Here is a 23,644-nt window from a genome sequence, read left to right as displayed (position 1 = left end):
AAGGCTCGGCCTGACATAACAATCAGGCAGAGCTGGTTTTATCGTATGACGAAATCTATTTGGTCGACGCAATTACCTTTTGGGCGTCCTCAAGCGAATACTCCACATTGGCGACGCCGCCCTCTTGGGTCGTTTTCAAGCTGGCTTCCAGATCGTCTTGATCTATCTGAAGGAATGGTACGGTCAATTCCTTCTTGACTTCTTTACCATCAAGTATTTGCTGCGCGACCCAGAATGCCAATGTCGACACACCGGGCGCAATCGACACCGACATGGTTTCATAATTGCCGGCATCCTTTTGTTTTTTCCACCAGACAAGCTCGTCCTGGCGATTGCCCATGACAATCACAGGCGTAGGGCGTTTAGCGGCCTCGAATGCCTGCGCCGCTCCATAACCATCACCACCTTGCGTGACAACACCGACGATCTCAGGCAGGCTTGGAAGAATACCGGCAACAGCACGCTGGGCTACATCCTGCGCCCAGTCTCCATGCACTGATCCAACGATTTTGAATTGCGGGAATTGTTTGACACCCTCGTGAATTCCGGCTGAAATTTCATCGTCGACAGAAACTCCGGCGAGACCACGAATTTCCAGAAGGTTGCCGCCATTGGGTATTTTACTGGCAAGATACTCGACCTGCTTGCGACCCATTTCCTTGAAGTTTACCGCAATGCGCCAGGCGCACGGCTCCGTTACGATACCGTCAAAGGAAACCACCGTGATGCCAGCATCACATGCCTCCTTGACAGCACCATTTAGCGCCGTGGGTGACGCTGCATTGATGACGATGGCATCGTAGCCCTGCAAGATCATGTTTTGAATTTGTGCTGCTTGCTCCGTCGCCTGATTTTCGGCAGTCGTGAATGGATCAGCTGCGGCAACAATACCGCCTTTGGCCGCGTCACCAGCAACTTTTGTCCAACTCGTCAGCATGGCCTGCCGCCAGGAATTGCCGGCATAATTGTTTGACAAGGCAATTTTCTTGGCCGAGGTATCTGCGATTGCCAGATTTGGCACTGCAGTACAGACGAGCGCTATCGTCGCCAAAAGAACATTGGTAGTTTTCATTTCTCTCTCCCCAGATTAAGCTAGTTTTTCGAACAGATCCCGATCAGCGTTTCTTCTGATCGAAACTCCTCCTGTCGAATTCTTCTCCCTTTGATCCTGCAAGATGAGTTACGTTGTCGAGCTTGTATAGGCGTTTTACGGCAGGCATTTTGCGGGATATGCCGAAAAATATGCGGGATCACGCAAGACGGGCCCATATGAGTTGGCGCTTTATGCAAATGAACATGATGTTCGCTATAGCCCGTGGGCCACGGAGGAATACATTTGCGGGAGGGAATGCAGAATGTTGAAGATGGCACCGGCGGCATTGCTTGATCACTATATCGGAATTTCGCGGCTACTGGCGGGTCAGCTAGAATTCCATTCCGCAATCCGCGCGGTGGCAGTGGAGATCGCGCATATCATCCCGCACGATCATCTTGATGTCTGCATTATTAGGCATGGAGGAAAATACCACACAGCCTACGAGACTGGACTGGAAACGGCATGGGGCACTCATCCGCCTGCACTGGTCTCCCAAAGCCCCATCCGCGCCCTCTTGTGGGGTGAGGTGCCCTATATGCTGACTGACGACGCACTGACGGATGCACGATTTAATTTCAAGGGCGCATTCATTCAACCCGCCTTCGAACAGGGGTTGCGAAGTCGCATCCACCTCCCTCTAAAAGTTGAAGGGGATATTATTGGAGCGTTGAGCTGTTCTTCCCATCAAAAACACTTCTATACAATGGAAGACGTCGACAATGCGCGATCCATCGCCGATCTTTTATCTGCCTATTTCTTTGCGTTGCGTGCTGCCGATCAAGCGCAAAAATCAGCGATCGTGGAGGCTGAAGCAAGGGTTAGGGAAGAGGCACTGCGTCTCGGCGCTCTGAACCTTACGGAGGCATTGGAGCGCGAGCGCCAACGCATTGGCATGGACTTGCATGATCAGACATTGGCCGATCTCACCCGCTTGGCGCGCTGGTTGGAGCGACTGGCCGGCGAACAGGTCGTGTCCGGTGACGAACTTGAATCGGTTGCGCGAAGTTTGCAGCACAGCATGCAGGATCTGCGGCAAATTATAGAAGAGGCGAAACCCTCGGTGCTTCAGCTTTTTGGTTTCAGCCAAGCCATAGAAAATCACCTGGACCGTTCCATCCGTGACAGTGGCTCCGGGCTTCGGCAGCAACTGGTTGACGAGACGAATGGCGTTATCGACCAGCTGGATCAGACCGTATCTATCGCTCTCTTCCGCATCACCCAGGAGGCGATCAACAATGTTATTCGCCATGCCCGTGCAAATAATATTGTCGTACGTTTGCTTGAACAGGTCGACGGCATCTCAATAGAAGTCGTGGATGACGGCTGCGGCCTAAAAACGCGCCGCCGCGCGGGCGGCGGTATCAACAACATGAAGACAAGAGCCCGGCTGATTTCTGCAAAGTTCTCGATCGGACCCAACCAGGACAATGTCGGAACACGCGTCGTCGTTCATCTGCCAACAGCCGCTGTACCTGATCGCGAATTTTAAGGAGAATGGGATGCAAATACTAATCGTCGAGGATGATTCACTCCATCGATCTTATCTGCGTGATGCGGTCAATGCTGCCCTACCGGAATGCAAAGTCATTTTTGAGGCTGACAACGGCATGATCGGCGAGAGAATGGCACGCGACCATAAGTCAGCTCATATTGTCATGGATCTTCAAATGCAGACCAGAAACGGCATCGAAGCAGCTCGCACAATATGGAAAGAGCGGCCCGACACGCGGATTCTTTTCTGGTCCAATTATTCAGATGAAGCCTATGTGCGCGGTGTTGCTCGCATAGTTCCGGACGGCGCTGCCTTTGGCTATGTGCTCAAATCTGCATCGGAGGAACGCCTGAAACTGGCACTTCGCAGCATTTTTATCGAGGCACAATGTGTCATTGATCGCGAGGTGCGCGGAATGCAGCAAAAAAGCCTTGGTCAGGCTAAAGGCGTAAATGATATCGAGTACGAAATTCTCATTGATGTCGCCTTAGGACTGACTGACCGGGCAATAGCCGCTCGTCGCAATATTTCACTCCGCAGCGTGCAAAACCGGCTGCAGCAACTTTACGAGAAACTTGGGGTTTATCAAACATCCGGAGACGGCCGTGATGGGCGATTCAATCTGCGTGCACGTGCAGTTGCCGTCGCCCTTATGCGCAAGCTGATCAATTATAATGGGCTAGAGCGATCGGAAGTTGAATTGAACGAATGGCTCGGTGGTGATTGACCGGTAATAGCGAGCAGCGCCCGGCTCATGTACAAACCCATTCGCGAATTTTGCATGTAGCGCCACCGGCTTCGCAAATACGCGTCGCAGCATCCTCAGCTTCATCGCGGGTTACAGCGGAACTCGCTCCCCATACCGTAGTCAGCTTTTTCTCTTTGGCCACGGCAAGTGCACCACAATGTTTGTATGGAAATCCCGTATTATCGTCATCGTCCCAATGGCGATGGTTGCGGAATACTTCCACGACCTCACAATTTTTACCGCCGTCATTCTCGCAGTGCTTCATCGCCAGATCGGTTGCCTCCTGGCGCTTGTCAGCGCCCCAGAAGAAGCCGTGTATTCCGTCCACTGCTGAATAGGCAACAGCAGCCCAGATCCCCCGCTCCTCGACATCTGCTGGAACAGGCACTTCAGTCGCAGTTAGGTCCGCAGCGACCAAGTGGGTGGTTGACAGTAAGAGAGCTCCCATCACTCCGATGGCAAAACGAAATCTCATTGCTTGCCTCCATTTGTTCCGGCCGCAGAGGCGACGGAAATTACAACGCAGTTATTTCCGCTGGGCAGCAGCATCGCATTGCCGCCATTGTTCGGCAGCTCATAGACACTGACCTGAGCGAGATTGTTGGTGAGCTTGCTGCCCTGGGGCAGCCGGCCCGGCATGTCTGCGCATGGCACGGGGAAAGGCGCTACCCGCACCATCGAGCCTTCGCAATCGGAACCGGTCGGCGCCGCGACGACGACACCCGCCGCGATGCCGGTATATCCTTCGGTGGCATAGTTCATGCCGACAAGCGCCTGGACCGCATGCCGGTCCGGCTTCTCATTGTTCCAGATTGACTGTACGCCATATTGCGATCCATCTGTTAGCAGGGCGCCAAGACCCGGGAAGACATTTGAGCAGGCGAGCAGGCGCGCCTGTTTGGCATGTTGCCGGAACGGTGACTCCGCGGCATTGGCGCCTGCCTGCGGCGTATCGGCGATGGCGGGGGGCGAAAGGACGGCGTCGAGAATGCCGTAGCGTGTCGCACCATAGCCCGCCGCACCGAGGACCGTGATACCGAGCAGCGAAAGCGTAGCCTTCTTCCACCAATTGTGCGATGGTGCAGCGGCGATGGTAGCCGGCGCTTCAGCATTTGTCTTTCGCGACATTATCCTGTCATGGATCGATTGCTGGGTCATTCCTGTACCTTTTCAATTGATCGCCTCGACGGCTGCGGAAAGGCCGCTTAAGGGCGCAACCAAACTGATTGTTTTGCCTGTTCTAGTCGCATAGGAAATCGTTGGGGAAGACTTCTTCGATATCTGGTCGCGCATGATCGGGCCGACCGGCAGCATGCCAACGCAGACGGCCTGGTTGCAGCCGTCGAGCCGTATTTTGACAGGTTCCTTGCGGCCCTCGAAGGCCAGCGCCAATGGCGCATCCGCATCCGCGATCGGCGCAGTACGCACGATCATGTATGGGCTGCCTTCCTTCGTTGCGGCGAGCGACCAGCTGAAGGCGACCTGCCCCAGCTGGTTCTCGATGGTCTGCGTGACATTGCAGACCCTCTGGCGCGCCTTGACCTTCTCGTCGCAGATCAATGTCCAGTTTTCGAAAGGACGTATGGTCCGCTGATAGTCGCCCAGCTTGACATCGGCTGGCGGCACCACGTCTGAAGGCTTGATCCGGAAGCCCGCCTTAGCCTCCTGCCCTGCCGCAACCGGACAGGACAGGCTGGAGAGCGCCAGCGAAACGAGGAGCCAGAATGAGCTACGTCGCAGCATCATTGCCTCAGTTCAACGTGAAACTGAGACCGGCTCCCACACCCCAATGGCCGCCGGCCGTGGTACCTGAGAGATTTGCACGTACCCGGCCGTTTTCGCTTGTATACCCTGTACCAAAGGCGAGAGCACCGGCATCGCGCCAGTAACCGCCGCCCACCGCCACACTGACCTTTCCGGGCCGATCATCATAGCGCAATGAAGCAGCGGCGAGGCCGATGGCTGCGGCTTGGCGAGCTTCGTCCCGGATCGAGTCAAACTCCTGATTGAGCTGCCCGAATTTCTGATCCGTGTAGCTGTTGGCCTCATTCAAAGTTGTCGTTGCGACACTGTCTGTGTAGTCGTTCGATGTCTTAATGGCGTAGGTCACATTTTCCTTGAGCTGCGAGACATTGACGGCATCATTGTCGGCAACGCCTTTTCCAACATTGGAAATGACAACCGGTGCATTAACATCACCTCCTTGAAGGGTGATATTATTTGTTTTTTTGCCGTCTTTGATATCGTAAAAGACGGCGTTGTTGTTGATGTTTCCAATTCCGCCTTCTAAATCCTCAATCGCGGAGTTGGTGGCATGCAACTGTGATCCATTGATCGCGTCTGTACTGTCCGCGGAAATGCGTCCCGCTGCTACGTTTGTGATTGTCCGTTCGGCTCCGTCAGCGCCGACACTGACTGTCCCCACAGGCGTCGTTCCAGCAAAATCATACTGTTTGCCGCGAATGGTGGTGCCGGCGGTTCCGACAGCCGTCTCCGTGACAGATCCAGAGCCGAGGGCGACATCATTGGCATTGTTCGCCTGAGCGCCTTCGCCGAGCGCCACGGAGCCCACTCCGGTTGCTGCCGCCCCATGGCCGGCCGCGAGGCTGTCGGTGCCGGTGGCGATGCTTTCCGGGCCGATCGCCACGCTGTCCGTACCCGTCGCCGATGAATCGGCCAACGTTGAATTGGCGTGGAAATATTTGATGCCGCCGCCATTGTTGATCTGGTTGTTCAGGTTTGTGAGGCTCGCGTCCACAGCGGTGAACCCATCATAGACGGTCGTATAGCTCCCGCCCTGGATATTGTATGTCGGGCCGGTGATTGTGCCGTCGGGATTGACAACGGAGCCGCCACCGAGATTGTTGGTGATCTGCGTGCCCAGACCGCGCAACTGGCTGACATTGACCGCATCCGTTTCGGCGGAACCTGCCGCAAGATTGGTCAGTTTGCGTTCGGCTCCGACCGCACCGATCGAGACTTCACCGAACGAAGTTTGCGGAGCTGCAAGTGCAAATGCAGTATAGGCGGTCTGTGCCCCGACCGTTGTGACCGATTGCGAACCGAGGGCGACGCTGTTGATGTGGTTGCTGGCGGCACCGGCGCCAAGGGCCACCGATTGGATACCGGCCGCTGTGGCCTGGGTGCCGAGCGCAATGCCGTCAGCAAGGAACACATGAGCGCCCTGCCCGATCGCCGTTCCACCGGGTGCAGTTTGATCGACGATCGCGCCATTGCCGATGCCGACGCCATTATCGCCATTGACGACGGTGGTCGGGCCGACGGCGATCGATTCCGCACCGACGGCGAGAGAGTCGCCGGCGACCGAATTGGCGTGGAAATATTTGGACGGCGTTGCGGCAACCGAAGCGATGGCGCCCTGCAGCTGGCGTATTGTCACGGCGTCCTGCGAGTCCGTACCATCAGCGACATTGGTGATCTGGCGATAGGATGTGGCCGTGCCGACAGAAACCGCGCCGAGAAGCGACTTGTCGGTAGTGTTGTATTCGATGAAGTTCGTCGGACCCGCCGCGATCTGGCCCGTTGCAGGCGCCAGCGCACGGTCCGAGACCGACCCGGAGCCGAGGGCCACACCGCCGACGATGGTGGACTGGCTCTCCCGTCCAAGTGCCAGCGAACTTTCGGCAATCGCCGTGGCATTGTAGCCGACGGCGGTCGAACCAACCCCCTGTGCCGACGAGTCGCTCACCGCCAGCGTCCGGTCATTGGTGCGGACATAGCGGATGCCGTCGCCATTGGCGTCGGTATAGGCAGTGGAGGTATCGCCTGCGATATTGTTGATCGTATCGCCGATGTCGCCGATGGAGTCGCCAAGATTGGCGATGTCGGTCGTATTGGTCGTTACCTGCTGGTTGGTCGCGAAGAGCTGCGAACCGTTGACGGCATCTGTGGAGGCGCCGGAGAGCTGGCCCGCCGCGACGTTCTGCACCTGGCGTTCCGCGCCCGCGGAACCGACGGAGAGCGCACCGGCCGGCGCGCCTCCGGCAAAGGCATAGTTCACGCCGCCGATGGTGGTGCCGCCAACTGCTGTCGTCACGCCGCTTGCCGAATTGAGGCCTATCGCCACGTCACCGGCATTATTAGCCACGGCATTTGGACCTATTGCGACAGAATCCATGCCGATTGCCTGCGAGTCGGGCAGGGTCGAATTGGCATGGAAATACTTGATGCCGGCACCATTATTGATATTGGTGATCGTCGTCGCAACACTTTCGACTGCCTGGTTAGTCGCAAACAGCTGCGAACCGTTGATGCCGTCGGTGGAAGCAGCACCAATGCGACCGGCAGCCACATTGGTGAGTGTGCGCTCTGCGCCAGCAGCACCAATGCTCACGGTGGAGGTAGGCGTTGCGGTTCCAGCGAAATTATAGGTGGTGCCGGCGATCACTGTACTGGCCGTACCCACGGCTACGTCCGTGACGGAACCTGATCCCAATGCAACATCGTCTGCATTGTTAGCAACCGCTGTATCACCAAGGGCAACGGAGCCAGCTGCTCCTGCGCGGCTCGTATTGCCAAGTGCAACCGAACCTTGGCCAATTGCAACGTTACTGTTGCCAATTGCTACCGCGCCATTGGCCATATTGGCTGCTGTAGCGCTTGCCGTGCCATCCGCATTGGCGATGTTGTTCGCGCCGCCGGTGAAGGCGCCGGTGCCGCTGGCATAGCTCGGATCGCCGATTGACACTGCGCCGTCGCCATAAGCGATATTGTCCGCGCCGATAGCCACCGACTTGCCGCCGCCTGCATTGGCCCTGGTGCCGATTGCTACGGAGTCGGCCGAGCTTGCTACTGCAGCATTGCCCATGGCGATCGCGCTGGCTGCCGTTGCTTGGCTTGCGCGTCCCATCGCGATTGTGTCAGCCTGCGACGCCGTCACGTCCGTGCCGATGCCGATGGCGCTCGCCCCGCTGGCGCCTGCTCCAACAGTGCGCGCGCCGAGATAGATGGAATTCAGCCCCGATGCGGATGCGGCGATGCCGAGTGCAACGGCATTCTGGCCATTGGCAACCGCGCTGACGCCGAGAGCTGCGCTATTGATTCCGCTGGCGGCAGCGCCCAGTCCCAGCGCGATCGAATTCAAGGCAGTCGCTGTGGCATTGTTGCCGAGCGCCGTGGTGGAGGTGGCGGTAGCCTGCGCTCCCGAACCCGCCGCGAGAGCACCGACACCACTTGCGAGGGCCTGATTGCCGAGCGCTGTGCCAAAATCGGCCGTTGCATTTGCAGCAGTGCCGATTGCGGTACCGGCGTTTCCGGATGAAACGGCATTGGTTCCGATCGCAATGCTGTTGGGCAGAGCCGTGTTGGCCTGAACGCCTGCGATTGCACCAAGGCCGAGCGCGATGGACTGATTACCCCAAGCGCTGGCGTTCCGCCCCATTGCTGTGGCACTTGTACCCGTCGCCCGGCTTTGGCGGCCAATCGCAGTGGCATCGACCTGAGATGCCAATACGTCCGTGCCTATGGCAATGGCGCTCTCCTGAAGGGCGCCCCCTCCTGCAACAGTTCGGTTGCCGAGATTGACGGCGTTGATTGCGGTCGCGGTGGCCTGGAAACCAATGGCGATGGCGTTCTGATTGCTTGCAACAGCGGAATTGCCTTGGGCAATGGCATCCAGTCCGGATGCGGTTGCCCCAAACCCGAGCGCGGTGGCGCGTAGTCCGGTTGCCCTGCTGACATAACCGACCGCCGTTGAGTTCACGCCGTCCGCCCGGGCGTTGAGGCCCAAGGCGGCTGCACCGGCGCGCGCAACGGAGTTGACGCCGATGGAGGTTGCTCCATCCGCTGTGGCCTGGGCGTTGCCGCCGATGGCCAGCGCGTTGACGCCGTTCGCGCCTGCGAAGACACCTATGCCGATCGAATTGAGGCCATTGACAGTCATCGAATAGCCGATAGCAATTGTCGCGTCACCAGTTGCGGAATTCGCGGTGCCGAGCGCCACGCTGTTATTGCCATTCGCTGTGGCAGTGTTACCGATGGCGACGGCGTTGCCGCCTGTCGCCGAACCGCCGCCAGCCTGGTACTGCGCATGGGCAGTTCCGGAGAGGTCGAGTGCGATAATCGTCGCCAGCGCGCCGATCGCTGTGGTCGAACGCAGATTGCCGCCTACCCCCAACATTCCGAGGCCAAGGCCCTTGCGCCGAACGCCAAGAACGCGATGTGCCAGGCGCAGGATCGCCATCAATCGACGCCGGTGGGAGGCGCTGTCTTTGCTCCGGTCGCTGGACAGTCCAAGGCAGAAAATACGCTGAACAGAACGTTGCATGTATTCAATCATTGCGTTTCCTCGCTTTTGACCAGGCGTTCCAGGGCGCTGGAATTCGCATCTTCGCCTGCAGGTTCTTCGGTGACATTTGCGCGTTGAGACAACGCGCTTCCTATTCGCTCGCCCTTGCTCTCGATGAGCGACCGGGCATTTTCGATCCATGGTTGGGACGCTGGCGGTACAGTATGAAGCGCAGCCTCGGTGCGCTCCGGCGGAAGCTTGATCGAAACCAGCGACTGGCAGATTTGATAATGGGAAGCAGGTTCGGCCTCTCCAAACCGCGGTGTGGTGAGCCCCAAAACAAAACATGCAAAGAGATGATCAAGCTCTGCTGCGCTCATGCGGCCCGCATACTGCTTATCAATCACAGACCAAACCGCTTCGATTTTGGGAGCAAAAACTTCGATGTCAGAAGACTGCATCTGACTCATCTTTGGCAAAGCCAATTGGAATCATGATTGCAGAAATCTGTCATACGCCCCCCATCGCAAAGCGAAATTCCCCGCGGTCCATTATGGCCGCTCGGAGCTATTGACAGGTCAATTTTTGAACAAAGTCATTACACAGAAAAGCCGCAATTGCAGAATCGTGCGCAAATAAACCTTTCGAATGAGTTTTTTCTAACTAATTCGATTTATCTAGTAACAAATATGTCACTCGCTGAACCCGGCATTTCCGGCGGCCCGAATCTGGCCGGGTGTAAGATTTTTGAGGCGCTTCATTGTGTTTGTGAGATGGCTTTGACTGGAAAAACCTGACCGGTGAGCAATTTCAAAGATTGGAAGATTGGTTTGCGTCAGCAACGTCTCCGCTTCCTCAAGACGAACCTTGGTAAGATATTGATGTGGCGGCATACCGAAAGTTAGCGTGAAAGCCCGGATGAAATGACTGGGTGAAGACTGAACAATCCTGGCCATCGAAAGTATGGAAATATTTTCTGCCATATTTTGATGAATATATTCGCGAATGCGCTTCACCTGATGCCCGGGAAGCCGCGCCTGCATCATTGGCCTTGTTGTTTTATGTGCCGAGTAAGTCCGGATGATATGAACGGCCAGCACCGTCATCAAAGCGTCTAGATATACTGGATTGACAGCGATGGCGGATAATTCCTTTGCCATCGCGGTACCAATACGAAGTGCCCTAAGATCAACGTGACCAAATTTTGGAGGGCGGAGATCCCAACTGTTGCCATCAAGTTCGGTGGCTGCCAAGGCTGCATAGGCATCCCGTCCAAACGCCACTGCGACATTCTTTTTCATGCCCGACCAGCGGAGGGTTCGGTCGATATCCGCAGGGTTAATGACGACAGCCCCCGCAGGCGCATTGAATTGATGTGTCCTGTCGCTCGCAAACGCAGCTTCCATGCCAGGTGACGGCGAAAGCATAATACTGGCAAAATCCACGCTCGTGTGAAAACTCATTGAGCCTGCTGATCTGGTAGCTTTAATAACTCCGCCGATAGCTGACTCAAATCTGGGCCCGACACTTTCTGGAATTGTGTTTAATATTCCGGAAGAATTCGAACGGTCGAGATGTACCAGAGAATGAGAACTTATCGACGTATTCATGTGTAAGGCGGGCACCTGAATTTGTATTCAACGTCATGCGTCTCCCTTGCCGGAAAGTGGGCAAGCGATACGCAACTCCTCATTGAGCAACGTTGATTTGGAATGTCTTGGTTAAAAGCATTGTAAGGTTCGCCAACTCGTTAGCGTTCGGGACGCTTGAAGCCGGTGACACTCTTCATGCCAACTTCTGACCGAAAAAACCATATAAATCAGAAGTTGTAAATGTTGGAAATGATCGGCGCCGAGTCGAAACAACTGAGAAAAACTGCAGCGAGTCAGAATAAACACCTATAAACATATAATTACTTGTGAACATTGTGCGGCCCCGGCCGTGTTTTGGCGATTATCGTTTTCACTATTTTATAGCAACAATTTGCAACGGATTAATTTTTTGCAAGCAGGAGCATGGGGGGCAGCGGCACGTAATTCGTTTGCCTCGCATACCAGAGGGCGCACTTCAGCGACGAATTATGAAGACCGCTCTTGGCTCGCGGTCATTGGCAAATTAGAGAACCGCTCTCGTCCTGTTTGGAACTTATCTAAGAAATAGCTCAGAATTTCTTCCACCATTTCCGGTTCGAACGGTTTCGCCAACAGCATTACGTCCACGGGCAAATCTGTTGCAATGATACCGTCGTCAATCGTAACAACGAGCGCCATCTGCGGAAATTGAATAGCTGTCCTTTGTATGAAGCTACCGTCCGTGGTTTTCCCTGGTGCATACTCGGCGATAACGGCACTGATCTCCGTATGCTGTTGTAAATGGGCCATGGCTTCATCGGTCGTAGCTACATCAAAAACTTTGAAACCTGCCTCTTCAAGGAATTCGCAGATAAAGAAATTCAGGATAACGTCTGGCTGTACAAGAAGCACTGTAATAGGCCGCCTCAGTTTCGATTTATCCTCGTTCATTTAGCCCTGCTGCCTTAAAAGAGTAAACGCTGAACGCGCATTCGGCAAAAATGAAATTAAATTCATAGTATCGTCCAATGCTGTGAAAATATAGTCTCGTTATTCAAACAAGCACTCTGGCGCTGACGGCGCTCTATCTTGATTTGCTGTGGAACAGCAGAACCGATGAAAATGGGCAAATGCGCTGGGGCTTGGAGATTATTTAACGCTTCGAGCCGCTTCCTGTGCCGTAGAAAAAGCCCTGCCGCTGTTATCCGATGTTTCGTAGTCGGATTTGGCCAGATAGCCAAATCCTATCAAAATAGCGATGCAAGCAGCCAATAGTAATTTATGCCATTTATACATTCACACCCCACAATCATGTCAGGACAGAACTACGCAAACCACTCGAATGTTGAAGATATTCCCGGAGGCCTATCAACCTATATGCCATCAATTCCGGCTATTATAGCGCACATCGCTATCAGCCACTTTGCCCAACAATATCCCGCTGTTATTGTAAGTCATTTAGCCAAAATTTCATTCTGGCCATGCGATATCACGAACGACGCGTTCTCATCAGCGCGATGAAATAGGGTCCCCCCACAAGTGCAGCCAGAAGCCCGGCAGGTATCTGCCACGGGAAGATGAGCATTCGGCCGGCCCAGTCCGCAAGCATGAGCATGAGCCCGCCAACGAGTCCCGCGGCGGCAAGTTGAGGCAAGGCCCTTTGAAACCCGAGGACGCGTGCCATGTGCGGTGCCATCAAACCAACAAAGCTCAGCGGTCCAATAATCAAGGTCGACGCCGCTGTTGCTGTTGCGATCAAAACGAGCAGGATGATTCGTACCTGATCGACCCCAAGACCTACTCCTCGCGCAGCGGCCATGCCCAGCGGCAATATCTCCAGCCAGCGCGCGGTCAGCGGTGCAATCCCCACAAGAATAGCCGTGATGATCCCCGCGGTGATGGCATCATCTGCTGTCGCCGTGTAGGTCGAACCGGATAACCAGGCTAACAATATACCCAGTCGCGGATCTCCGCTGGCCAAAACGATCGCCGATGCCGCCGATGCCATTGTGGCCACGGCAACACCGCTGAGCAGCAGTCGCTCGGGTGCTAACGCCTTTCGATAACCCATCGGTGCAATCAGCAGCAGGCTAACAAGCGCCCCCGCCAATCCAGCCAGGAACATTGCCGGACGACTAAAACTCGCCATTGAAACAAACAGCAAAAGCACACCGAGGGCGGCGGCGCCTGAAATGCCCAGCACCTCAGGTGCCGCGATTGGATTGCCGGTCATGCGCTGGATTACTACACCTGCAAACGCCAACATAATGCCCGCCGACAGTGCCACAACAACCCTTGGCGCCCTGAGGGGCAAGAGATAGCCAAGTTCATCGGATGTAGCCCAATACCAGCCATTAATATCACGCCCGGCGGCAAGGCTCAGACAGAGGAAAAAACCGAGTACTAAAAGGCCGGTCAGCAACCAGGGCAAACCATTGCGCCGGCGGAACACTGATGGCGCATCTCCGTTTTTGTGTGGCGCGATGCGCAACTTCGGTAGCAGCAGCAACAGCAACGGCGCACCAAGAAACGCTGTTGCAGTACCGGCAGGAATTTCCGACACAAATGGCAATATCTGCACAACCCGATCAGTCAGCCACAGTAGAGAAGCTCCTAAAAGCGGTGCCCAGATCACGCGTTGGTGCAACGTCCGCGCACCGGCAAGCCGAGTCAGAACCGGCGCTGCCAAGGCCACAAAGCTGATGACGCCAACAGCCGCTGTGGCGATAGCGCTAAGAATCACTGCAACCGCCAATCCCGTCATCCGTGTCAAAGTCGGGTTGTTGCCCAGGCTCGACGCTCCCTCGTCAGCCAGATCAAGAATTTGTAATGGGCGTACCAGCAGGAAGGCCGCTGCCGCGCCCGCCAACAACCAGGGCGCCAGCGCAAAAGCCGTGGCATCGCCGTTCTGTATAAGTGATCCGCTCTGCCAGATGTACAATTCCTGGGAATATTCGCGATTGGCAGCCATCAAGAAGGCACTTGCAGAGCTGAAGGTGAGGCTGACGATCAGCCCCCCGATAATGATCCTTATTGGAGAAAAACCGCGTCCCGACGCCAAGGCGAAAACGATCAGTGTACTTATTGTGCCACCGGCGATAGCCACCCACTCCCGTCCATGTTCCAACATCCACGGCGCATAGAGGGTCGCAAGAGTTAAAGCGACACTGGCACCTGCATTGGTGCCAATTGTTGTCGGTTCGGCAAGAGGATTGCGCAGGATTTGCTGGAACAGCGTGCCAGCAAGCCCGAGTGCAGCCCCAACCAACAGGCTGATTGCAAGACGTGGCAGGAAAGCATGGCGGTAAAGCAGCTGCCGGGGATCAGTAAAGTCGGCATTGCTGATCGCACGCCACCAGAACTCGGTGGGCAGCAGTCGCAGAAGGTCGGATATGCTGAGGGATGCGGCGATGAACGCGGGAATGCCAACGAGCAAAGGAAGAAACCATATTCCAGTGTTCCGCCGCGTTGTCTTTTTTGTCAGTTGCATGACCGTCATGTTTGCGCAAGCAGCGTGGCGAAACGGGCGGCCGCGGCCAGCCCGCCGAACGGCCAGACAGGAGGAATTGTTGTAACATTGCCTGTCCTGACGCAAGGGAGGCTCTTCCACAGCGTACTTTGTTCGATCCTGACCTTCACATGCGGCGGAATCGGGTCGAGCGAGATCAGCCGCGCGTTACCGATCGCCACAAGTTCCTCGATACCCATCGTCGAAAACCCCCAACTTCCGGTTTCTCCGGTCCACGCATTGATAAGCCCAAGCCTGTTCAGTACGTCCTGGAAAAGACTCGACCTGCCATAGACACGCACATGCCGATCGTCGAACATGCTGACCACAGCGAGCGGACTGCTGCCTTGGTCCGCCAGCGTCTTTTTGGCCCTGGAAATCGTAGCTGCCGTGTTTTCAATCACCTCACGCGCTTGCATTTCCCGACCAAGCCTCTCGGCTAATCTCAGCGTCTCGCTCTCGGCCTGACCATATGGTGTCCCGCCGGTGCCGTCGTAAAGTGCTACCGTATGCAACGGTGCAATCTTCGCAAATGGACCTCCCTCGAGTCCGTAGCCATGAGCGCTGACGATCATATCAGGATTGAGCTTGAGCAAGACCTCAAGATTGGGCTCACCACGGGAGCCTAAATCAAGACAGTCATCAGACAGCCGGGGGGCCACAACCCAGTCATGGTAACCTTTAAGATCGGCTACCGCTACAGGCTGGATACCCAGCGAGACGACAAGTTCGGCCGAGGCCCATTCAAGGCAAGCCACTCGCGGCCTATTTGCTGCACGCGCGACCGGAATTTGGGCAACCAACATTGCCGCAAGCCCTCCGATACATTGCCGCCGTGTTGGGTATTTGAGGCAAATGGATCGTTTGTTATATGTTCGTGTCCCGTTCACCAGCGATACTTCACCGAGCCCGTAATCTTGCGGCCCTCTCCATAGAAGCAACCGGACGTGCGATTGAAGCAGGAGGCAACATATTGCTTGTCAAAAAGGTTGCTGGCATTGAGCTGGAATTTCATGTTCTTCCAGTCATAGTGGATGGCCGCATCGACCAGTGTTGCCGACGGCACCTTGAAAGAATTGTCATCATCGCCAAAGCTTGATCCGATATAGCGGGCGCCAACACCCGCGCCGAAACCTTCGAGCACGCCACTTTTGAACGTATAGTCGCCCCACAGCGACATTCGGTGGCGCGGCACGCCGGAAGGCATATTGCCACCTGTGCCTTCGCCATCATCGCGAATCTCCATATCTGTATAGGCGTAAGCAAGTTTTATATCCCAACCGGAATCGAGGCTGGCAACGCCTTCAACCTCAATACCCCGCGAGCGAATTTCTCCTGTCTGGAAACGCTCATTGCCAATAGTGCGCGAGACGTTCTCACGGGTAAGATCAAAGGCAGCAACGGTTACGAAGCTGTTCCAGCCTTTTGGCTGATATTTGATACCAACCTCGTACTGCTCTCCAGTTCCCGGCTTGAAGGTTTCACCGCCACTTCCCGTGCCCAATGTCGGATAAAATGATGTTGAATAACTGACATAGGGTGCAAGGCCGGTGTCAGAGAGATAAACGAGGCCAACCCGGCCCGTGAATGCACTATCAGACTGCTCGGTTTCGCTGTGCGAAAGCTTGTCGAGTATTGTGCTTTTTGTCCAATCCTGTCGACCGCCGAATGTAAGCGCCCAATTATCATACTTGATCTGATCTTGCGCGTAGAGACCGGCCTGCCACTGACGAGTGCTGGTATCCTTGTAAGAAATGATATCGGACACCGGGGCGCCGTAGACGGGATTAAAGATATCATCAAGCGGTGCAACTGTTCCCGAGCCACCCCAATCCTTGTAATCGGTGTACTGGTAGTCGAATCCCATCAGCAGCGTGTGTGCAAGCGGCCCTGTATCGAACTCGGCCTGAGCCTGATTGTCGACCGAAAAATTACCGAGCGTTGAGCTCCCGGCGTCGACATAGCGGTGGTAGGTATGTCCGTCCGGATCAAGGCCAGGAGAAAGATCAGGATTGGGATTGGCCCCGCCGCCGAACACGCCAAGCTGCTTATCATTGCTAAGATAAGAATAGCGAAGGTTCTGCCGAACGAGCCATGTGTCATTCATCCGGTGCTCGAACTCATAACCGGCCATGGCAAGTGTTGGAGAAAACTCATCGAAACCCGGTTCGCCAACAAAGCGGCTGTTCGGCAAACGCTTGCCGTTCAGCCCCGGAAAGACAGTGCCATCGGCGGGTAGAAATTGGATACCCCAGCCTGTTTTGTCACGTTGGTAGGTGGCAAGCAGCGTCAGGCTGGTGTCGGCATCGGGCTGCCACTTCAGCGAGGGCGCTATAAAGATGCGGTCGTCGTTGACAAAATCTACACCGGTTTCACCATTACGAAACAAGCCTGTCACCCGATAACTCAGCACGCCGTCCTTGTCGAAGACACCTCCCATATCAAACTGTGTCTGATAGCGGTTGAAGCTACCGGCACTGACTTCGATTTCCCGGAACGTTTCGCCAGTTGGGCGCTTGCTTACATAGTTGATAATGCCGCCGGGACTGTTCTGGCCATAAAGGACAGAGGCTGGGCCATGCAATATTTCCAGGCGTTCGGCACCATAAGGGTCAAGCGACAGGAAGGTGGCAAAATCCGTTCCCTTCAGCCGCAAGCCATCCTTATAAAAAGCCTCGTCCGATACACCGAATCCACGAATTTGCAGACCATAACCACGCGTGTCGTTGCCCCACAATTCCCCTGCGACACCGGCAGTGTAACGAAGCGCATTGCCCAGGCTCTCCACCCGCTGTGCCTTCATCTGATCCGCCGTAACGATCGAGATCGACTGCGGGTTTTCAATCAGCGGCGTATCGCTTTTGGAGCCAGTCGCACTGCGGGTAGCAACAAACCCGTCGACAGATCCCCAAGCATTTTCGACACGCAGCGTAATAGGATCAAGAAGAATGGTATCACTTTCTTGCGCCTGCGCGGACGAGATACCAATAATCCCCACTCCCAACATCGTCCGGGATAGGCATAGTAACCGTCGTTTAATAAGACTTGGATGAGAAACAGAAAAGGTTACGTATGTGTGCCGATCCTTGCGGCGATAAGCATCGAAACTCGCGAAAACATCCACGTGAAAAATCCCCAGCTTTTGACACTACGCGTCTGCCAGCGAATCCCCCGCCGACTTTTCTTGACTAAGATACTCATCTTTCCCAGTCAACCTTAAGTTGAGTAGGATTCTGGGCAAAAGTTGTGTCGTTTTGAGAACTCTGGGTAACGGTGCCGGGACTTCGCGCATTACTCGGACGCTAAAGCGTACCAAACAAAGCCAAAGCGACTTGTGGCACGGCTAAGTACGTTAATAGGATGCAAAAAAGTGCTCGAAGACTAAAAATCCATCAAAAACATTTCGCCCGCATACCATTGCCAGACTAGCAGACATGTTGTGCCCGCGAGGACGTTGCCTATTCTTAAACCGCCTGTGGCATGCCACGCCAATGCATAATTAAGAATGACAATAATCGGAAGGAGCACCAGAACAGGCATAAACTTTCTTTCATTCTTGCGTTGCGTTTTTCGACCGCACAATACCTATGCTCAGAGCCAAATATTATGGCAAATGCGATAGCTGCGATTATTGTGGCCGTCGGCCTGCATTGGCTTCTATAATATTACTGAAGATACAAACCACCGAAGCTTGTCGACGGGAAATTATTAGCTGTCGGGCCAAAGCTTCAAACGTTAGTCCGTTCATCACGCGACTTTGTGCACTTCTAATCGTTTTTCTGTTTCGGGGTCAAAAAGGTGCAGTTCGTGAGCGGCAACATCTATGCCCACAACATCACCTTCCTTGATGGCGGTAGCCGCGGGTACAGCAATGCTGATCTCATGGCTATTGTTGCGCAATGTCACAAGTCTCGTCTCTCCGTGAAACTCGTTACGCTCGACTCGGCCGCGTAACCCACCCCCTTCATCAGTCAGTTGAAATGCTCCTGGTCGGATCCCTACGGTAACCGGGCCAGGCCTGATCGCAAAAGGAGCCTTGAACTTGGCACCAGAATCGCCAATCCCATCATTAAGCGCCTCCAATTTCAGGAAGTTCATATTTGGCGTTCCGATGAAACCGGCGGCAAACAAGGTGGCGGGAGATTGGTAGATTTCTTCAGGCGTGCCCATCTGCTCGATACGCCCGTCCTTCATCAAGACGATCTTGTCAGCAAGTGTCATTGCTTCGAGCTGGTCATGCGTAACGTAAATGCTCGTCGTCTTAAGGTCCCGGTGCAGGCGCGCAATCTCGACACGCAAGCTACCGCGAAGTTTTGCGTCCAGATTAGACAACGGCTCGTCGAAGAGGAAAACCTCCGGAGTTTTGATCATAGCGCGCGCGATCGCCACGCGTTGCTGCTGGCCGCCCGACAGTTCCGTTGGTTTGCGGGACAGGTAGATGCCAAGACCAAGTGCCTCGACAACCGGAGCAAGGCGTTCGTTGATCGCGCCTTTTGCAACGCCGGCACGTTCCAGACCGAATACAATATTTTCCCGTACGCTCATATGTGGATAGAGCGCGTAATTTTGAAAAACCATAGCGATACCGCGATCTCCAGGATCGCGGTCGTTCATACGTTGACCACCAATTAGAAGGTCACCGCTCGATATTTCTTCGAGACCGGCGATCATGCGCAGCATCGTTGACTTGCCACAACCTGAGGGCCCGAGAAAGACGACGAATTCATGGTCATCTATCTTAAGGTTGAAATCGTGCATGACTTCTACCGAACCATAAACTTTGCGGATTCCACGGCATTCAACGGTCGCCATCAGTTCCCCTCCCCGTCCAGGATGATTTGCAGCTTCACATCTTCCGGACGTCCTTCGGCAGCGCGCTTGAAGGCCGCAATAGAGTCCTCAAATGCGAACGTGCCCGAGACGAGCGGCTTCAAATCGACCTTTCCGGCGGCGATGAGAGCCAAGGCGCGATCAAAGACGTTAGCATAGCGAAACACGGTTTCTATCCGACACTCGCGTGAGCATGCAGCAGCAATATCCATCGGGACGGGCTCAACTGGCAAGCCCACGAGGACCACGGTTCCACCAGGTCTCACGATTTTGAAAAGATCGGCGATAGCGGCTGATGCACCGGAGCATTCGAATACTATATCGGCACCCCAGCCACCTGTGGCAGCGTCAACTGCATCGACGAGGTTCGTTTCTCGCACGTTGATCCCACTGATGCCGTCATAAGTTTCCGCAAGTTTCAATTTGATCGGGGAAACATCCGAAATCAGCACCCGCGAGCAGCCGCCGGCCAATGCTGCCAGTGCAACCATGATCCCGATTGTACCACAACCTGTTACAACTGCCGTGTCGCCAGGGGTAATGCGGGCGCGTGCTGCGGCTTGCATGCCGACGGCGAAGGGCTCGACCATCGCTCCTTCGGCAAAGGACACATTGTCTGGCAGCTTGTAGGTAAATCCGGCTGGATGAACGGTTTCCGAGCAGAGCACACCATGCACCGGCGGTGTTGCCCAGAAAGTAACGGCGGGATCGACATTGTAGAGGCCGAGACGCGAAGCACGCGATGAGGGATCGGGAATTCCCGGCTCCATGCACACCCGGTCACCGGCCTTAAGATGCGCGACGTTGGCACCGACTTCAGTCACGGTACCTGCGGCCTCGTGGCCCAGAACCATAGGCTCATTGAGCACGAAATTACCGATGCGGCCGTGGGTGTAATAATGTACGTCGCTGCCGCAAACTCCGACGGTATGGAGACGGACGCGTACATCATCTGGTCCCATCGTTCGGGCCAGATCGATATCGCGCAGCGTAAGTTCACCAACGCGCTCGAGGACAAGTGCTTTCATGAGATTCAACCTTGATTAGTTTTTTTGGAGAATGCGGCATTGAGCCCACTCGCCATTACCCCAAGCAAAATGAGAGGTGGCAAGGACAAGAGAACGACGGCCGCGTTGAGAATGCCCCAAGGTACATTCATGCCGAGCTGTGACATTTCAGATGCAATGATTGGTAGAGTCTTTGCCTTGGATGTAGTGAGCATCATGGCGAGAAGAAACTCGTTCCAAACAAGCACAAAGGAAAAGGCAACGGCACCGAAAACCTGAAAGCGGACAATCGGAAGAGCGATGCGGAAGAAAGTGGCGTAGGGGCCTAATCCATCGACTCTGGCGGCCTCTTCGACATGCAGGCTGACACCTTCAAAAGCCGGAATCGACAACCAGATAGTGATTGAAGTCGTGACAATCAAATAGGTGACGATCAGGGATAAGCGGGTATCGTAGAGATCGAGGCCCAGCCAGATAACCAGCATCGGAATTGCAATCGCCACCGGTGGCAGAAAGCGCAGCGACAGAACAAAAAACTGCGCCTCAGCTGTCAGGCGGTTTTTGAATCTTGCAATAACATAGGCGGCAGGAATGCCAAGGACGGCCCCAAGCACGACGGCGCTTGTGCAGATGATGAGTGAATTGGTGAGCGCGCGAGCGACCGAGCGCCGGTTCAGCACGTAGCTCATATTATCCCAGACCGGCTGGAAGAAGAGTTTTGGCGTGCTGACCAGCAGGTCGGCATTGGTTTTAAAAGCGTTGAGCAAAGTCCATAGTAACGGCAGGACCACGAAGGCAGCCGCTAATATCAGCATCAGCCTGAGGAGCAATGTGGACAGTTTCATCGGTTCAGCCTCTTCCAGGTAAAGGTGAAGGTGACGATGGTCAGTACCATCATGATGACTGCCATTGATGAGGCATATGAGATTTTGCCGGATTCAATGAAACCCTGGGAATAGGCATACATGTCGAGTGTTTCCGTCGAGATGCCTGGGCCGCCCCGTGTCATGACATAAACCAGATCGAAGGAGCGCAGACTTTCGATCGCCTTGACCAGAAGCAGGCTGATAAGCGGAGCCTTCAGCATCGGAAGTGTGACGTAGCGATGGACTTCCCAGCGCGTCGCGCGATCGATGCGTGCGGCTTCCAGAGGCTGCGGAGGAAGCGATTCCAGAAGCTTGAGAATAATTACCGCAAAGAAAAGCCCCCATTGCCAGACGTCGACGAATGCAACTGCAAACAGTGCCCCGAGCGGCGTGGAAAGGATATCTGGCGTACTGCCCGTGAGTTCGCGTACAGGCCAGGTCAAAGCGCCATACAAAGGATGAAAAGAGAATTTCCAAACAAAGGCAGCGCAGACGCGTGGCAAGAGGACCGGAATTATAAACAAGACACACAGGATATTCCGCACCCGCGGACCAGTCGCCTCAAACATGGCGATACTGAGCGCGATGCCCGTCAACATAGTTGCTGTGACGCTTACAACTTCCCATTTGAGCGACACCCACAAAGCATTGAGAAAACGGGCATCGGAAAACAAGGCTATATAATTGGCGAACCAAACGTAATCGGCCTGCGGCTGTGCCAGGGTTCTGTTCTGCAATGAAATATTGATTGCATAGATCGTCGGCACGAGCGCCAGAACAATCAGTATGACCAACGTTGGGCCGAGAAAAACGTAAGGCAGCGAACGCCTGCGGCGCATGGCAAAAATCCTCAACTGACAGGGTCGGGCGCGTCGTCTACGGCGCGCCCTTGGTAAAGGCTGACGGGTATCAAAGCTTGGTGGCGAAAGCCTCAAGCTCGTTGAGGGTTGCCTTAATATCCTTGCGGCTACCGGTAATGAGCTCTTCGAGCATGATCCCCCATTGATTACCCAGTTCTTGCCAGCGCGGATCTTGCCAGAAGGTTACCTGTGTTCGGCTTCCCGTTTGAGCCATCGCGTCAGCAAGATTCTGACCAAAGGTAGCGGCATATTCCGGACTCTGGTAGGTGCTGGTGCGCGTCAACTCACCCGGTTGCCCCGCCGCCAGACGGCGCGCTTCCTGCTCTTTGGAGGTCGCCCAAGCAATGAACAGACCGGCGCAGGCTTTTTTCTCCTCGGTTGCATTGGCTTTTGCGGCGATGGCAAAGCCATGGGCATAACCGCCACCTGGTAGCGGCGTTGGGGGCACAGAGAAGGCTACTTTATCAGCCACCTGACTTTGCGCCTTGTCTACCGACATGCCGCCAAGGGGGGCGGATTCAATGATAATGGCGACCTTGCCAGCGCGGAATGCACCAGTCGATTCGTCCCAGGATCCGGTCTGCGTTCCGGGAGCGGAATATTTGAAAAGGTCCAAATAAGCCTGTGTAGCTTTCAGTGCGGCCTCTGAGTTAAATGCCGGCTTTCCATCTTTGAACCACTCCCCGCCATATGCCTTAAACAATGGCATCCAGCGCCAGACATTGGCACCCGAGCCCCGCTGTCCCCGCAGAGCCGTTCCGTACACGCCATTGTCGGGGTCGTGCAGTTTTTTGACGGCAGCCAGATACTCTTCCCACGTTTTTGGTGGCGCGATACCAGCTTTTTCCAGAAGATCCGTCCGATAGACCATCAGATCGCCACCGCCCTGTATGGGTGCGAACCATTGCTTTCCTTCATAGGTCGCGGCTGCTCGCATACCCGCATCGAAATCGGCATAGTCGTAGTCGGCGGGATAATAGCCATCGAGCGGCACGATCCAGCCAGAAGATGCGAATAGGGCGAGGTTTGCCTCATCGACATAGTAGACGTCAAAGCTACCGACGGTGGATGCGTCAGCCTGCGACTTTGCGCGACGGTCGTTTTCGTTAAGGTAGCTGATTTCAAATCCTGCGCCGGACAATTTCTCGAATTCGTCCACGTGCTCTTCCAGCAGCGTTAGTCCATCGCGTGGCTGGGCGAGGACGCGTACATCGTCGCTACACTGAGCAGCGGCAAAGGCGTTGGACGCCGTAAAGATTGCAATTGCCGCGCAGCCAGCGCGGAGTCTGTTGAATGTCATGGTATCCTCCCTCGAACGGCAAAACTCCCTCGCCGTCTACGGGACCCATTGTGACTGGACTTGTCATCGGAACTAGTTTGCTTTTTGACTGAGAACTAATACTATTTTGACATTCTTCG

The 23,644-nt window shown here is 55.1% G+C and carries 18 protein-coding genes; 2 read left to right on the top strand and 16 right to left on the bottom strand.

From position 1 onward, the window contains the following. Positions 1 to 55: 55 nt before the first annotated feature. Positions 56 to 1,072 carry an ABC transporter substrate-binding protein gene (locus tag QFZ34_RS03615; RefSeq protein WP_307277076.1) on the bottom strand — a complete coding sequence of 339 codons (1,017 nt, stop codon included), beginning with the start codon at positions 1,070 to 1,072 and terminating at the stop codon, positions 56 to 58. A gap of 283 nt (positions 1,073 to 1,355) precedes the next feature. Here QFZ34_RS03615 and QFZ34_RS03610 point away from each other — a divergent pair, with 283 nt between their 5' ends. Both QFZ34_RS03610 and QFZ34_RS03605 read left to right on the top strand, forming a co-directional pair. Next, positions 1,356 to 2,585 carry a sensor histidine kinase gene (locus QFZ34_RS03610; protein ID WP_307277073.1) on the top strand — a complete coding sequence of 410 codons (1,230 nt, stop codon included), beginning with the start codon at positions 1,356 to 1,358 and terminating at the stop codon, positions 2,583 to 2,585. A 10-nt stretch (positions 2,586 to 2,595) separates the two neighbouring features. After that, positions 2,596 to 3,315, top strand: coding sequence for a response regulator transcription factor (locus tag QFZ34_RS03605; protein ID WP_307277070.1), 720 nt, complete (start codon positions 2,596 to 2,598; stop codon positions 3,313 to 3,315). 25 nt (positions 3,316 to 3,340) lie between these two features. Here the strand turns inward: QFZ34_RS03605 and QFZ34_RS03600 are convergent, their stop codons facing one another. The 15 genes from QFZ34_RS03600 to QFZ34_RS03530 all read right to left on the bottom strand — a co-directional run bounded on the left by QFZ34_RS03600 (position 3,341) and on the right by QFZ34_RS03530 (position 23,525). Then, positions 3,341 to 3,811 (bottom strand): DUF4189 domain-containing protein, encoded by a 471-nt coding sequence (locus QFZ34_RS03600; protein WP_307277067.1) that lies wholly within the window; start codon positions 3,809 to 3,811, stop codon positions 3,341 to 3,343. Continuing rightward, a complete protein-coding gene (locus QFZ34_RS03595; protein ID WP_307277064.1) occupies positions 3,808 to 4,494 on the bottom strand; it encodes a hypothetical protein in 687 nt (228 codons plus the stop codon). Before QFZ34_RS03595 ends, QFZ34_RS03600 begins: the two co-directional genes overlap by 4 nt. A 12-nt stretch (positions 4,495 to 4,506) precedes the next feature. Beyond that, positions 4,507 to 5,079, bottom strand: coding sequence for an invasion associated locus B family protein (locus tag QFZ34_RS03590; RefSeq protein ID WP_307278904.1), 573 nt, complete (start codon positions 5,077 to 5,079; stop codon positions 4,507 to 4,509). A 7-nt stretch (positions 5,080 to 5,086) separates the two neighbouring features. Continuing rightward, a complete protein-coding gene (locus QFZ34_RS03585; protein ID WP_307277061.1) occupies positions 5,087 to 9,634 on the bottom strand; it encodes a YadA-like family protein in 4,548 nt (1,515 codons plus the stop codon). Continuing rightward, positions 9,631 to 10,044, bottom strand: coding sequence for a hypothetical protein (locus QFZ34_RS03580; protein WP_307277058.1), 414 nt, complete (start codon positions 10,042 to 10,044; stop codon positions 9,631 to 9,633). Before QFZ34_RS03580 ends, QFZ34_RS03585 begins: the two co-directional genes overlap by 4 nt. A gap of 231 nt (positions 10,045 to 10,275) precedes the next feature. Continuing rightward, positions 10,276 to 11,046, bottom strand: a complete 771-nt coding sequence (locus tag QFZ34_RS03575; protein WP_307277054.1) for a helix-turn-helix domain-containing protein — start codon at positions 11,044 to 11,046, stop codon at positions 10,276 to 10,278. Between the two features lie 615 nt (positions 11,047 to 11,661). Next, positions 11,662 to 12,105 carry a response regulator gene (locus QFZ34_RS03570; protein WP_307277051.1) on the bottom strand — a complete coding sequence of 148 codons (444 nt, stop codon included), beginning with the start codon at positions 12,103 to 12,105 and terminating at the stop codon, positions 11,662 to 11,664. A 538-nt stretch (positions 12,106 to 12,643) separates the two neighbouring features. After that, complete coding sequence (fhuB, locus tag QFZ34_RS03565; RefSeq protein ID WP_307277048.1) at positions 12,644 to 14,644, bottom strand: Fe(3+)-hydroxamate ABC transporter permease FhuB; 2,001 nt, start codon at positions 14,642 to 14,644, stop codon at positions 12,644 to 12,646. Between the two features lie 5 nt (positions 14,645 to 14,649). Continuing rightward, positions 14,650 to 15,468 (bottom strand): ABC transporter substrate-binding protein, encoded by an 819-nt coding sequence (locus QFZ34_RS03560; protein ID WP_307277045.1) that lies wholly within the window; start codon positions 15,466 to 15,468, stop codon positions 14,650 to 14,652. An 80-nt stretch (positions 15,469 to 15,548) separates the two neighbouring features. After that, a complete protein-coding gene (locus tag QFZ34_RS03555; RefSeq protein WP_370878677.1) occupies positions 15,549 to 17,669 on the bottom strand; it encodes a TonB-dependent siderophore receptor in 2,121 nt (706 codons plus the stop codon). Positions 17,670 to 18,409: 740 nt separating this feature from the next. Then, positions 18,410 to 19,474 carry an ABC transporter ATP-binding protein gene (locus QFZ34_RS03550; RefSeq protein WP_307277039.1) on the bottom strand — a complete coding sequence of 355 codons (1,065 nt, stop codon included), beginning with the start codon at positions 19,472 to 19,474 and terminating at the stop codon, positions 18,410 to 18,412. Then, positions 19,474 to 20,520, bottom strand: coding sequence for an NAD(P)-dependent alcohol dehydrogenase (locus QFZ34_RS03545; protein ID WP_307277036.1), 1,047 nt, complete (start codon positions 20,518 to 20,520; stop codon positions 19,474 to 19,476). Before QFZ34_RS03545 ends, QFZ34_RS03550 begins: the two co-directional genes overlap by 1 nt. Positions 20,521 to 20,525: 5 nt before the next feature. Next, entirely contained in the window at positions 20,526 to 21,344 is an 819-nt protein-coding gene (locus QFZ34_RS03540) for a carbohydrate ABC transporter permease (protein WP_307277033.1), read from the bottom strand. Further along, entirely contained in the window at positions 21,341 to 22,204 is an 864-nt protein-coding gene (locus QFZ34_RS03535; protein WP_115054904.1) for a carbohydrate ABC transporter permease, read from the bottom strand. The genes QFZ34_RS03540 and QFZ34_RS03535 overlap by 4 nt, the downstream gene beginning before the upstream one ends. 70 nt (positions 22,205 to 22,274) lie before the next feature. After that, a complete protein-coding gene (locus QFZ34_RS03530) occupies positions 22,275 to 23,525 on the bottom strand; it encodes an ABC transporter substrate-binding protein (RefSeq protein ID WP_307277029.1) in 1,251 nt (416 codons plus the stop codon). Positions 23,526 to 23,644 lie beyond the last annotated feature (119 nt).

Source organism: Phyllobacterium ifriqiyense (genome assembly GCF_030817885.1).
In the GTDB taxonomy this organism is placed as follows: Bacteria; Pseudomonadota; Alphaproteobacteria; order Rhizobiales; family Rhizobiaceae; genus Phyllobacterium; species Phyllobacterium ifriqiyense.
This window is presented reverse-complemented; position numbering and strand designations above follow the sequence as displayed.